Here is a 12,719-nt window from a genome sequence, read left to right as displayed (position 1 = left end):
CAAAGCATCGACTCATCCCATCCGCCCCGTTATTAGTGCAAGGGCATAGAATGCGCCAAGCAGAGCGCATCGGGTAACGGGGGGAGAGCGCGATGCTGATCAAGCACGCTACGGGCTCGGTTTGCGCCAATGAGAGGCTGGATTACTGGAACGATCTGATCGCGGCGATGTTTCCGGGCATGACCGTCGATGGCGCGCGCGATATTGATGCCAGCTGGACCGGGTGCCGACTGGGCGATTTCGGGCTCAGCCTTGCGCTTTCGCAGCGTTCCTCGGTGCGGCGATGGGCGGGCAGCGCGCCGCAAAGCGTAGGGGAGCGCGGGCTGATCCATTTCCAGTCCAAGGGTTTCAGCGCCACCGAGCAATGCGGCCGCCATGCCGCGCTTTTCTCCGGCGATCTGACCTTTTGCGCGCCCGAAGAGCCCTATGGCATCGAAATTTCCGACCGCAACGCAATGTTCGTGATCGATTTCCCATGGGAAGCCTTGCGCGAATTCGGCGCAAGGCCCGGCATGATCCTGCGGCACAGGACGCCTTCTCTGGGGGTGCTGCGTGGTTTCATCGCCTCGATTTTCGCCCAGAGCTGGAGCGACACCCATACGCCTGCGGAAAGCGAGGCCTTGGGCGAAGTGCTGATGCGTCTGCTGGCCAATGCCATGCGGACGCGCGAAAGCAGGCCGGAGGCGGGGGCCGACCTGCGCGAAAGGGTGCTGGCTTTTGTAGAGGACAATCTGGCCAATGGCGCGCTGCGCACCGGGTCCATCGCGCAAAGTCTGGGCGTGCCCGCGCGCGAGGTGCAGATGGTCTTTGCCGAAATGGCGACAACGGCCAGCGATTATATCAACACGCGCCGTCTGGCGCTGGCGGCAGACCGTTTGCGCAAGGGAACGCGCGGTGCTTCGCTCAGCGATCTGGCCTATGAGCTGGGTTTTTCCGATGCGGCCCATTTCAGCCGCCGTTTCCGCGAACGCTTTGGCGAAACGCCCAGTTTCTATGCCACCCGGTTCCGGGGATAGGCTGGCCCATTTCCGTTCGTTCAAGCAAAGGGCGGTTGGGCGTTCAAGACAGGCAATGCTATAAGGAATAACGTTTCCTCCATCAGGGTGGCCAAGCCGCCTGAACGGGAGAGGAAACATCATGCGACACCATCTTTGGGTCAGCAGCGCCCTTGCGACCGCGCTGGCCTCCGCCCCGGCCATGGCGCAGCAGCAGTCTGCCGAGCCTGCCATCGGCGAAATCGTCGTTACCGCGCAAAAGCGTTCGGAAAATGTCCAGAACGTGCCGATTGCCATCAGCGCCTTCACCGCCACGGCTCTCAAGGAGCGTTCGGTGACCTCGGTCGCCTCGCTTTCGGCGCTGGCACCCAATGTCAATCTGGATGGCGGCACGCCGTTTTCGGGCTCCTCGGCGGTGCTTTCGGCCACGATTCGCGGGATCGGGTCGGATGACTTTGCCTTCAACATCGATCCGGGCGTCGGCATCTATCTCGATGGCGTCTATCTGGCGCGGACTGTGGGCGCCAATCAGGATCTGCCCGATGTGGAGCGGGTCGAGGTGCTGAAAGGGCCGCAGGGCACGCTTTTCGGCCGCAACACCATCGGCGGCGCCATCAGCATCGTCACCCATGATCCCGGCAAGGAGTTCAAGGGCAGTTTCGACGCTACCACGGGCAGTTTCAATATGGTGAAACTGCGCGCCACGGTCGATGTGCCGCTGACCGACAGCCTGTTTTCCTCGTTCACCGTATCGGGCATAAACCGTCAGGGCTTTTTGAAGCGCATTCCCTATCCCGACCAGCGGGCGGGCAATTCGGACCCCTATACCAGCTTTGCCAATGCCGATTATGCCAATGCCTCGCGCGAGGGCGGCGATAATAGTGTCAGTATGCGCGGCAAGTTGAAATGGGACAATGGCGGCGCGATCACCGCCACCTTCACCGGCGATTATACGCGTCAGGACAGCCCCGCGCAGGCGACCAAATTGCTGGGCGTGTTCCCCAATGTGCCCGGTCCTTTTGCGGGCGCCAACCATTTGCCCGGTACAGCCTTTGATCCCACCTCAACCACGGGCTTCCTGTTTGCGGGCCTCTACAATTTCTGCATCGGCAGCACGCCCGCCCAGATTGCCGCACGCAATGCGCAGGCCCTGTGCGGCCCGCGCGGCACGCAGTATAACCCGCAATATCAACTCGCCGGTCTTGGCAGCGTCAATGTCGACGGCAATCCGCTCAATGACCGGCTGCCGTGGGATTCGCGCTTCCTCATCGCCAATCCCGATCTCTCCTATGCCAATGGTCCCAGTTTTACCAAGCTGACCGCATGGGGCCTGGGCGGCACGGTGCAGGCCGAGGTCAGCCCCAATCTGACCATCAAATCCATCACCGCCTATCGCCAGACCAATTGGAAGGGCGGGGTGGATGCCGATGGCTCACCGCTTTCCTTCCTCGAATTGAGCTTTACCCAGAACCAGTGGCAGATCAGCCAGGAACTGCAATTGCTGGGCCGGGCCTTTGATAAGAAGCTGAACTATGTGCTGGGCGCCTATTACTTCAAGGAAAAGGGCAATCTGCATGACTATGTGAACTTTGCCGAGGGCCTGCTTCAGGTGGATGGCCCCAACAAGTTCAACACGGAAAACTGGGCGCTGTTCGGTCAAGTTGATTTCCGCCCCAGCGATTTGCTCGGCTTCACCGCTGGTGGCCGCTATACACAGGAGCGCAAGCAGTTTGAAGGCGGGCAGCAGGATCTGAACGGCGGCAATTACAAGCTGTTCGGCTGCGCGGCGGGCGATGGCACAATCGCGCCCTATGGCAATTTCCCGCTGGCGCCTCCGGTCGCGGCGGGCGGCCCGCCCTGCTACGCGGCGCTGTCCTATCCCAATCCCGCCAATCCGGTGCAGGTCTATGTGCCGGGCGTCAACCGCAAGAGCTTTTCCAATTTCTCGCCCAAGCTGGGGGTGCAACTCCATCCGTCCAAGGACATCATGGTCTATGGCTCATGGTCGAAGGGCTACAAGACTGGCGGCTGGACCACGCGCCTGACCAACCCGCAGGGCAATGTCGCCCCCGATTTCAACGAGGAAAAGGCCACGACGTTTGAGGCGGGCATCAAATCCAGCCTGCTCGACCGCCATCTTCAGGTGAATATGGCCGCCTTCACCACCGACTATAAGGGCGTGCAGCTCAACATCCAAATCGGCACGTCGCCCACCATTGCCAATGCGGGTGACGCGCGGATCAAGGGGCTGGAGCTGGAAGTGGTGGCCGCGCCCGTCAAAGGTCTGACGATCAATGGCGCGGTGGGCTATATTGATGCCCATTACACCTCGCTGCTGCCAGCGGCGCTCGTCAATGCCAGCCCCATTCCGGGCATTCAGGCAGGTATCTATGTCGGCGCGCCTTTGCCCAAAACGGCGAATTGGAAGATCAATGTCTCGCCTCGCTATGAGATGAAGCTGGGCAATGGGGGCTCCTTCGTGGTGCTGGGCGACTGGACCCACACCACCGAGGTGTGGAACGACATTGCCCGCGCCCTGCTGCTTCGCCGCCCCACCAATGACATGTTCAACGCCAGTCTGACCTATAATGCCCCCGATGCGAAATGGTCGCTCACGCTGGGCGGGACCAATCTGACCGATACCCGCTATATCACCAGCGGCGGGCTCAATATCGCGGCGGGCACGGCCTTTGGCACCTATAACCGGCCGCGCGAATGGTATCTGCGCTATGGGATGAAGTTCTGATGGGCACGCAAGCGACAGCCGCCGTTTCAAGGGTGGCGGGCGAGGCGCCTCGGCTGGAAAGCGTCATTATCGACGATCCCCGCCCCGGCGAGGTTCTGGTCAGGCTGGTGGCCACCGGCGTTTGCCATACCGATATGGTGATGCGCGATGGCCATCTGCCGGTGCCCTTGCCGGTGGTGCTGGGGCATGAGGGCGCGGGCCATGTGGTGGCCGTGGGGTCGGGGGTGGATCATGTCGCGCCCGGCGATGCGGTGGTGCTCTCCTTTGCCAGCTGCGGGGCATGTCCCTCCTGCGATCATGATGCACCGGCCTATTGCCACGGCTTCTTTCCGCGCAATTTTCTGGCCATGCGCGAGGATGGGTCCACTGCCATCCATGATGGGCAGGGGGCGGTGCACAGCCATATCTTCGGCCAGTCCTCCTTCGCCACCTATGCCATTGCCCATGGACGCAATACGGTAAAAGTGGATGGCGATCTGCCGCTCGAACTGATGGGGCCGCTGGGCTGCGGCTTTCTGACCGGGGCGGGGGCGGTGCTCAACGCGCTGGATGTGCGGGCGGGGCAGAGCATCGCCGTGCTGGGCACGGGGGCGGTGGGCATGGCCGCGATCATGGCGGCCCGCATCCGGGGCGCGGCGCGCATCATCGCGGTGGACCGGTCGGCGCAGCGCGTGGCGCTGGCCCTCTCGTTGGGCGCGACGCAGGGCGTGGTGGCCGATGGGCAAAGCCTTGCCGACCATGGACTGGTCGGCCTTGACCATGTGCTTGACACCACCGGCCATGTGCCCCTGATCGAGGAAGCGATCATGGCGCTGGGGCCGCAAGGGCAGGCGGGCCTGCTGGCGGCCTTTGCGCCGGGGGCGCAGGTGAAGCTGGATGCCGCCTTTGTCATGAGCGGCGGGCGCGTGATACGCGGCATTGTCGAAGGTTCAGCCGATCCGCAAAGCCTGATACCGCAACTGATTGCCTATTGGCGCGAGGGGCTTTTTCCTATCGAACGCCTTGTTCAGTTCTATCCCTTCACCGATATCGCGCAGGCCATCGCGGCCGGTGAAAGCGGCGCGGTGATCAAACCGATTGTGAGAATGTGATATGGATCAAGCGTTTCGTCTGTTGATTGATGGCGCTCTGGTGGATGGGGTGGCAGAGATGCCCGTCATCAATCCCGCCACCGGGCGCGCCTTTGCAACCGCCCCGCGTGCGGATGCGGGGCAACTGGACGCAGCGGTAGCGTCCGCGGGTCGCGCCTTTCCGGGCTGGGCTGGGCTTTCCTATGCCGAACGCCGTGCCTTTATCGAACGCTTTGCCGATGGCGTGGAGGTGCGGTTTGAGGAATTGGCCCGCCTGATGACGATGGAACAGGGCAAGCCGCTGGTTCAGGCGCGGGGTGAGGTGGGCGGCACGATTGCCGGGCTGCGCTATTTCGCGGCGCAGGATATCGGCTCCCATGTCATCCGTGACACGCCAGCCGAGCGCATCACCGAACATCGCAGCCCGCTTGGCGTGGTGGCGGCGATTACACCCTGGAACTTCCCGCTGATCCTGCTGGTGGTCAAATTGGCGCCCGCGCTGATCACCGGCAATGTCGTGATCGCCAAGCCTGCGCCGACCACCCCGCTCACCACGCTGCTCTTGGGTGAGGTGGCCGCCGACATTCTGCCGCCGGGCGTGTTTCAGACGTTGGCCGACGCCAATGATCTGGGCGCGGCGCTGACCAGCCATCCGGGTATCGCCCATGTCAGTTTCACCGGGTCGACCGCCACGGGCAAAAAGGTGCTTTCCAGCACGGTGGACACGCTCAAGCGCTTTACGCTTGAACTGGGCGGCAATGATGCGGCGCTGGTGCTGGACGATGCCGATGTGGCCAAGGTGGCGCCCGCCATCTTTGGCGCGGCGATGGTTAATGCCGGGCAGGTGTGTCTTGCGGCCAAGCGCGTCTATGCTCCGCGCGCGATGTATGATGATCTGTGCGATGCGCTGGGCGCTCTGGCGCGCGCGGCGGTGGTGGGCGAGGGGCTGGATCAGGACAGCCAAATCGGCCCGGTCCAGAATTCGGCGCAATATGCCAAGCTGATCGATTATCTGGCCGAAGCGCGCGAGCAGGGCAAGATCGTGGCCGGAGGCGCCCCGCTGGAGCGCGAGGGCTATTTCATTGCGCCCACCATTGTGCGCGATCTGCCCGATGATGCGCGGTTGGTGCGCGAGGAGCAGTTTGGGCCGGTGCTGCCGGTGTTGCCCTATGACGATTTGGGGCAGGCCATCGCAGCCGTCAACGCCAGCGAATATGGGCTGGGCGGCACGATCTGGACCGGCAATCCCGAACGAGGCGAACTGGTGGCGATGTTGATCGACAGCGGCACAGTCTGGGTCAACCGCCATCTCGACCTGCCCTTCGATGTAGCCTTTGGCGGGGCCAAGCAATCGGGCCTCGGGCGGCAACAGGGCATCGAGGGCCTGCTGGAATTCACGCAGGCCAAAATCATCAACATCGCCAAGGGCTGAAACGGCCCGCAAATCCCGGCTCCCAAATCCCGGCCCCAAAATTCCGTCAGAGTGAGAGGATCATCCATGACACAGCCTTACGTGCGGCCTGACGTCGCGGCCTTTCTTGCCGCAGGCCGGGAAAGCGGCGCTCCGGCCATCAACGAATTGCCGGTGCCCGATGCGCGCGCGGCCATTCGCGCCATGGGGCAGGCGCTTGATCTGCCGCCCGTCGCGCTGGCTGTGGTGCGGGATCTGGCCTGCGGTTCGATTTCGCTGCGGCTTTATGATGCGCGCGAGACACGCGATTCCGGCCCGCTGATCCTGTTCTTCCACGGCGGCGGTTTCGTGTTCGGCGATCTGGACAGCCATGATTCCTTTTGCCGCTTTGTGGCGCAGCGCTGCGATCTGCCGGTGCTGGCGGTGGATTATCGCCTTGCCCCAGAGTACCCCTTTCCCGCCTTTGCGCAGGATGCCGAAGAGGTCGCCCGCTGGGCTGCTGCCGCGCCTGCAGCGTTGGGCTTCGCGCCGACCGGGATCGTGACCTGCGGCGACAGCGCGGGCGGGCATATGGCGATCCTGGTCGCCCAGCGCCTTGGGGCAAGGCCCGCGGATCGGCCGGTGCTGGCGCAATGGGCAATCTATCCCTTTCTGGGCGCTGGCAATGACTGGCCGTCGATGCGTGACTTTAGCGAGGGCTATATGTTGACCCGCAGCGCGATGGACTGGTTCGACGGGCTTTGCGGCAAGCCGGAGGGGGATGAGCGCTATAATCTGCTGCTCGGCCCCGTGCCACAGGTCCCGCTGCTGATCCAGATCGCAGCGCTTGATCCGCTGCGCGATCCTGCGCGCCATTATGCGGACAGAGCGCGGGCAGCAGGCGCCAAAGTGGTACAGCTGGAGGCCGAGGGCATGATCCACGGCTATGTCAACATGCGGACTGCCTTGCCCTCCGCGCAGCAGGATATTGAAAATCTGCTCGCGACGGGGCTGGCGCTGCTAGAATAGCTCTCAGCTTGGTGGTTGGACGATCATCCCACAGCATTTTGGTGCCAGCTTTGCTCTGGCCGCAGGATAATCGAGGACTGCCGAGCAATCTAAGTCATTTTCCGGCTTTTGACGTTAGGTGTGGGCCATTAGGTTTTCTGTTCGAAAACCAGCAATGTGGACGTTGCGGTTGCGCATAATTGCCCTTCGGCATTGTGAAGCGTGGCCTCGGCAAAACCGGCGCGGCGCCCCATCGAGAGCAGGCGTCCGGTGGCCCTGACCGTCCCGCTTTCGGCATGAAGCGGGCGCAGATAGGACACTTTGAGCTCCAGCGTGGTATAGCCATAGCCGGGCCGCAGCGCTGTGTGGGCGGCAATGCCGCAGGCGCTGTCGAGCATGGTGGCGATAAAACCGCCATGCACGGTGCCCATCGGATTATAGGCGCTGCCGTCGGGTGTGGCCTCGAAGATGCAATGGCCATGACCGGCTTCGACCAGCGCGATGCCGAGTTTTTCGCCCAGCGGCGGCTGCCTACCTGCCGCCAGCAGGGCCTGCACCTGTTCAAGGCCGGTTGGTGATTTGGTCATGGTTATGTCTCCGGAGTTGCGGGCGGGTTCCATCCGCCGCCCAGCGCGCGGAACGAGGCAATCGCGCCGCGCGTTGCTGCCGCCCGAGCCTGTATTGCACCGTCACTGGTTTCCAGCAGGCGCCGGTCGGCATCAAGCACCTCGATCAGGCTGACCATCCCGCCCTTATAGGCCGCCATCGAGGCATCGCGCGCCCTCGTCAGCGAGGCTTCGCCATCATGGAGTGATGCCGCGCGTGCCTCCTGCTGCACCAGCGTGGAAAAAGCGTCCTCGACATCCTGAGACGCCCGCAGGACGGCAAGGCGATAGGCGGCGAGCGCCTCGGTGTTGCGCCCCTTGGCTGCGCGGATTTCGGCATCCACCCGGCCAAAATCGAACAGCCGCCAGCGCAGGCCCATCACACCATTGGCCTGCGTCGCGCCGCCGGTGAACAGCCCGCCCGTGGCGGTGGTGGCGCTGCCCACCAGCCCGCTCAGCGAGAATTTCGGGTAATATTCGGCGACCGCCACCCCAATCCGGGCGTTCGAGGCCGCCAATGTCCTTTCCGCCGCAATAATGTCGGGGCGGCGGCGCAGTAAGGCGGCAGGGCCACCCGCCGTGGCCACTGCGGGCGGGGCGGGGATGGGGGCTTGCGCCGTCAATTCGGCGCGGGTCGATCCGGGCTGGGCGCCGATCAGCACGTCGAGCGCATTCATCGCCATATCCAGTTGATTGCCCAGCGCGGGGATCGAGCTGCGCACCTGCGCCAGCGCGCCTTCGGCCTGCCGCAACTGCAATTCGGCCGCGACGCCCTTGCGATATTGCAGCGCGACCAGATCAACAAGGCGCTGCTGCGTATCAAGTTGGGCGCGGGCGACATCGAGCCGTGCCTGAAGCATGCGGATCGTAACATAAGTGTCGGCAATCTGCGCCGCGACCGACAGGCGCACCGCCACCGCGCCCGCTTCACTGGCCTGCCAATCAGCCCGCGCGGCATCGCGCGCGGCATCTCGGCCACCGAACAGGTCGATTTCCCAGCTTGCACCAAGGTCCACCTCATAGGTTTCGCTGGAGCGCTGGAACCCCGGAAAGGCGCTGCCGATCCGGCCGATGGGCGTTTGCAGCGATTGATAGGTTTCCCCCGCCTGTCCGCTGACCTGCGCGGAAGGGAGCAAGGCGGCATTGGCATTCTTGAGCACGGCGCGGGCCTGAAACACACGGGCTGCGGCCTGCTGCAGGTCGAGATTTTGCGCCAGCCCGCGTTCGACGAGGCTGGTCAGCAGCGGATCGTTGAACGAGCGCCACCAGTCGGCCAGATCGGCGGTTGGGGCCGAACCTTTTGGGACCGAACCATGGCGCCCGGCCAAGGCGGCCTCGCCGTGAAAGGCGGGGGCAAGCGTGGAAACGGGCCGGTCATAGCGGGGGCCGACGGAGCAACCGGCCAGGAGCAGAGGGGCGCCAAGGGCAGGCAGGATCAAGGTCAAAGGCCGCATATTTTCCTCGCAGCGCCAATGGATGAAGTGTGACCAATATATTGATTGGTTACACGTTGTCAATGCGCGGGACGAGGACTATGGTTGCGCCATGACCAATGCACCCACCGATACCGCCCCGCGCGGCCCGGCCGAACACGCCGTGCGCGACCAGATCATCGCGGCGGCCCATGAATGTTTTGCCCGCTATGGCTATGGCAAGACAACGGTTTCCGACCTTGCCAAGGAGATCGGCTTTTCCAAGGCCTATATCTATCGCTTCTTTGAATCGAAGCAGGCCATTGGCGAGGCGATCTGCACCGACAGGCTGGATCAACTGGTGTCTGAGGCGCGCGCCGCGATTGACGAAGGGGGCAGCGCGACAGAAAAATTCAGGCGTATGTTCAAGATATTGGTGAATCTCAGCCTGCAACTCTTCTTTGATGACCGCAAGATCTATGAGATCGCCGCGCTCTCGGCGTCCGAGCAATGGGCTTCGGCGCGGACTTATAAGGCAACGCTCAAGGCCATGCTGATCGAGATCGTCAGGGAGGGGCGCGAAAGCGGCGAGTTCGAGCGCAAAACCCCGCTGGATGAGACCTGCCGCGCGATTTTCTACGCGATGATGCCCTTTATCGATCCGCTGCATTTGGAGCGCAATCTGGACTTGTTGCCCGATGCGCAAGTCGAGGTGTGCGGCCTGATCCTGCGGAGCCTGGCTCCGTGATGTAAAATGTGACCACTTGACAATATAGTCATATGAATACACATGATCCCTCTCTCGTTGGAGGAATCGTGCGTGACGAATCGGTATCGCAAATCTGCTCTCGCCCTGCTGGCTCTGCCGGCGTTTGCGCTTTCGGCCTGCCACGGCGCCGACCCTGATCCGCGCGCCCAGCCGCCTTTGGTGCGGGTGCTCTCGCCGGTGGCGGCGGGCGATGCCGCGCATGAATTCACCGGCATCATCGCCGCCCGCGTGCAGAGCGATCTGGGCTTTCGCGTCGGGGGCAAGATCACCGAGCGGCTGGTGCAGGCCGGGCAGACCGTGCGGCGCGGGCAACCCTTGATGCGGATCGACCCCACCGATCTGGCGCTGGCCACAAATGCCTCGCAGGAAAATGTGCAGGCTGCGCGCGCCCGCGCCTTGCAAACCTCGGCGGATGAGCGGCGCCTGCGCGATCTGATTGCGGCGGGCGCAGTGTCCGCCTCTGCCTATGATCAGGCCAAGGCCGCCGCCGATGCCGCCCGCGCCCAACTGGCCGCCGCCGAGGCGCAGGCAAGGGTCGCGCATAATGCCGCAGGCTACAGCCTGCTGGTGGCCGATGCCGATGGCACGGTGGTCGAAACTCTGGCCGAGCCGGGGCAGGTGGTGAGCGCGGGGCAGATCGTCCTGCGCCTTGCCCGTTCCGGCCCGCGTGAGGCGCTGGTGCAATTGCCCGAAACCGTGCGCCCCGCGATCGGATCGGAGGCCAAGGCACGCACTTACGAAGGCGCGAATGGCACGGCCACCCTGCGCCAGCTTTCCGATGCGGCCAATCCGGCCTCGCGCACGTTTGAGGCACGCTATGTCCTGCATGGCGCGCCCGCACAGGCCCCGCTGGGGGCCACTGTCACCATCGCGCTGGCACAGCAGGGCCATGCCGGGGCGACGCAGGTGCCGCTGGGCGCGATCCGCGATGTGGGCAAGGGGGCGGGGGTCTGGGTGCTGCGCAATGGCGCGCAACCTGCAGTCACATGGCGCCCGGTCCATATTGCCGCTCTGGCCGAGGAAACCGCGACCATTGATGCCGGGCTGAGGCCGGGCGAGCGCATTGTCGCCATGGGCGCGCATATGCTGCATGAAGGCCAGTCTGTCCGGGTGGCGGCGCAATGAGCGGCGGGTCGGAAACGTCCGGACGGTTCAACCTGTCCGCGCTGGCCGTGCGCGAGAAATCGGTGACGCTGTTCTTTCTGATCGCGATCATTCTGGCCGGGGTCTTTGCCTTTCTGAAACTGGGCCGGGCCGAAGATCCCGGCTTTACGATCAAGGTGATGACCGTGGTCACCGCATGGCCGGGCGCGACCGCGCAGGAGATGCAGGATCAGGTGGCCGAGCCGCTGGAAAAGCGCCTTCAGGAATTGCGCTGGTATGACCGCAGCGAGACTTTCACGCGGCCGGGTCTGGCCTTCACCACGCTGACCCTGCGCGATCAGACGCCGCCCAAGGATGTGCCGGAACAGTTCTATCAGGCGCGCAAGAAGATCTCGGACGAGACGCGCAAATTGCCGCAAGGCGTGGTCGGCCCCTTTGTTGATGATGAGTTCGGCGATGTCAGCTTCGGTCTCTATGCGCTCAAGGCCAAAGGCGTGCCGCAGCGCGACCTGGCGCGCGAGGCCGAAAGGCTGCGCCAGCAATTGCTGCATGTCCCCGGCGTCGACAAGGTCAAGATCCTTGGCGAGCGGCCCGAGCGCATCTATGTCGAATTTGCGCAGGAACGGCTCGCCACGCTGGGTGTTTCCCCCCGCGCGATCTTTGACGCGCTGGCCAAGCAGAACCTGATGACTCCCGCTGGGTCTATCGAAAGCAAGGCGCAGCAGGTGGTGGTCCGTCTGGATGGCGCGTTTGATGACCTGTCCAAAATCCGTGACCTGCCCATCATCGCCAATGACCGCACCTTGCGCCTGTCCGACATTGCCAGGGTCGAGCGCGGCTATGAGGACCCCGCCACTTTCCTGATCCGCAGCGAGGGCGAGCCTGCGCTGATGCTGAGCGTGGTGATGCGCGAGGGCTGGAACGGGCTCGATCTGGGCAAGGCGCTGGCCGCCGAGACCGACACGATCCGCGGGCAATTGCCGCTGGGCATGACGCTGAGCAATGTGACCGATCAATCGGTCAACATCCATGATGCCGTCGATCAGTTCATGCATACCTTCATGGAGGCGCTGATCATCGTGATGATCGTCAGCCTGATCAGCCTTGGCTGGCGTGTGGGGATCGTGGTGGCCGCCGCCGTGCCTTTGACGCTGGCGGTGGTGCTGATGGTCATGTGGGCCACAGACCGCGCCTTTGACCGTATCACGCTGGGTGCGCTGATCCTGGCGCTGGGCCTGCTGGTCGATGACGCGATCATCGCCATCGAGATGATGGTGGTGAAGATGGAGGAGGGCTATGACCGCATCCGCGCTTCGGCCTATGCGTGGAGCCATACGGCCGCGCCCATGCTGGCGGGCACGCTGGTCACGGTGATCGGCCTGATGCCGGTGGGGTTTGCCAAGTCTACGGCGGGCGAATATGCGGGCAATATCTTCTGGGTGGTCGGTTTTGCGCTGATCGCCTCGTGGTTCGTGGCGGTGATCTTCACGCCCTATATGGGGGTTAAACTGCTGCCCGCGATTCCGCCGGTCGAGGGTGGCCACGCCGCCATCTATCAAACGCCGCGCTACAACCAAGTGCGGGGTATCATCGCATGGGCGGTGCGGCGCAAGAAGCTGG

10 protein-coding genes are annotated in these 12,719 nt (G+C 63.7%); 8 read left to right on the top strand and 2 right to left on the bottom strand.

All coding sequences use genetic code 11. The annotated features are described in order from the left end of the window. Positions 1–92 precede the first annotated feature (92 nt). The 5 genes from GGR38_RS22200 to GGR38_RS22180 all read left to right on the top strand — a co-directional run bounded on the left by GGR38_RS22200 (position 93) and on the right by GGR38_RS22180 (position 7,230). Positions 93–1,016 carry a helix-turn-helix domain-containing protein gene (locus tag GGR38_RS22200; protein ID WP_183628919.1) on the top strand — a complete coding sequence of 308 codons (924 nt, stop codon included), beginning with the start codon at positions 93–95 and terminating at the stop codon, positions 1,014–1,016. A 121-nt stretch (positions 1,017–1,137) separates the two neighbouring features. Beyond that, entirely contained in the window at positions 1,138–3,741 is a 2,604-nt protein-coding gene (locus GGR38_RS22195) for a TonB-dependent receptor (RefSeq protein ID WP_183628917.1), read from the top strand. Continuing rightward, entirely contained in the window at positions 3,741–4,832 is a 1,092-nt protein-coding gene (locus GGR38_RS22190; protein WP_183628915.1) for an NAD(P)-dependent alcohol dehydrogenase, read from the top strand. The genes GGR38_RS22195 and GGR38_RS22190 overlap by 1 nt, the downstream gene beginning before the upstream one ends. 1 nt (position 4,833) lies before the next feature. After that, complete coding sequence (locus GGR38_RS22185) at positions 4,834–6,243, top strand: aldehyde dehydrogenase family protein (RefSeq protein WP_183628913.1); 1,410 nt, start codon at positions 4,834–4,836, stop codon at positions 6,241–6,243. A 66-nt stretch (positions 6,244–6,309) separates the two neighbouring features. Beyond that, complete coding sequence (locus tag GGR38_RS22180; RefSeq protein WP_183628911.1) at positions 6,310–7,230, top strand: alpha/beta hydrolase fold domain-containing protein; 921 nt, start codon at positions 6,310–6,312, stop codon at positions 7,228–7,230. A 128-nt stretch (positions 7,231–7,358) separates the two neighbouring features. On the opposite strand, the gene GGR38_RS22175 is transcribed toward GGR38_RS22180, so the two are convergent. Then, a complete protein-coding gene (locus GGR38_RS22175) occupies positions 7,359–7,796 on the bottom strand; it encodes a PaaI family thioesterase (protein WP_183628910.1) in 438 nt (145 codons plus the stop codon). Between the two features lie 2 nt (positions 7,797–7,798). Beyond that, complete coding sequence (locus GGR38_RS22170) at positions 7,799–9,268, bottom strand: efflux transporter outer membrane subunit (RefSeq protein WP_183628908.1); 1,470 nt, start codon at positions 9,266–9,268, stop codon at positions 7,799–7,801. A 91-nt stretch (positions 9,269–9,359) separates the two neighbouring features. On the opposite strand from GGR38_RS22170, the gene GGR38_RS22165 reads away from it, so the two are divergent. From GGR38_RS22165 to GGR38_RS22155, 3 genes are all read left to right on the top strand, one after another. Continuing rightward, a complete protein-coding gene (locus GGR38_RS22165; RefSeq protein WP_183628906.1) occupies positions 9,360–9,974 on the top strand; it encodes a TetR/AcrR family transcriptional regulator in 615 nt (204 codons plus the stop codon). A gap of 72 nt (positions 9,975–10,046) precedes the next feature. Continuing rightward, positions 10,047–11,120 carry an efflux RND transporter periplasmic adaptor subunit gene (locus GGR38_RS22160; RefSeq protein ID WP_343059200.1) on the top strand — a complete coding sequence of 358 codons (1,074 nt, stop codon included), beginning with the start codon at positions 10,047–10,049 and terminating at the stop codon, positions 11,118–11,120. Beyond that, positions 11,117–12,719: efflux RND transporter permease subunit (locus GGR38_RS22155; RefSeq protein ID WP_183628902.1), on the top strand; the 1,603-nt coding region annotated here is incomplete at its 3' end. The genes GGR38_RS22160 and GGR38_RS22155, both read left to right, overlap by 4 nt.

This window comes from Novosphingobium sediminicola, assembly GCF_014196525.1.
GTDB lineage: Bacteria > Pseudomonadota > Alphaproteobacteria > Sphingomonadales > Sphingomonadaceae > Novosphingobium > Novosphingobium sediminicola.
Note: the sequence above shows the minus strand (reverse complement) of the source record. Positions and strands in the feature narration are given on the sequence as shown.

Excerpts from the sequence above, each read along its gene's own strand:
- GGR38_RS22200 (WP_183628919.1), top strand. The coding sequence starts at position 93 with ATGCTGATCAAGCACGCTACGGGCTCGGTTTGCGCCAATGAGAGGCTG.
- GGR38_RS22170 (WP_183628908.1), bottom strand. The coding sequence starts at position 9,268 with ATGCGGCCTTTGACCTTGATCCTGCCTGCCCTTGGCGCCCCTCTGCTC.
- GGR38_RS22180 (WP_183628911.1), top strand. The coding sequence starts at position 6,310 with ATGACACAGCCTTACGTGCGGCCTGACGTCGCGGCCTTTCTTGCCGCA.
- GGR38_RS22185 (WP_183628913.1), top strand. The coding sequence starts at position 4,834 with ATGGATCAAGCGTTTCGTCTGTTGATTGATGGCGCTCTGGTGGATGGG.
- GGR38_RS22195 (WP_183628917.1), top strand. The coding sequence starts at position 1,138 with ATGCGACACCATCTTTGGGTCAGCAGCGCCCTTGCGACCGCGCTGGCC.
- GGR38_RS22165 (WP_183628906.1), top strand. The coding sequence starts at position 9,360 with ATGACCAATGCACCCACCGATACCGCCCCGCGCGGCCCGGCCGAACAC.
- GGR38_RS22175 (WP_183628910.1), bottom strand. The coding sequence starts at position 7,796 with ATGACCAAATCACCAACCGGCCTTGAACAGGTGCAGGCCCTGCTGGCG.
- GGR38_RS22190 (WP_183628915.1), top strand. The coding sequence starts at position 3,741 with ATGGGCACGCAAGCGACAGCCGCCGTTTCAAGGGTGGCGGGCGAGGCG.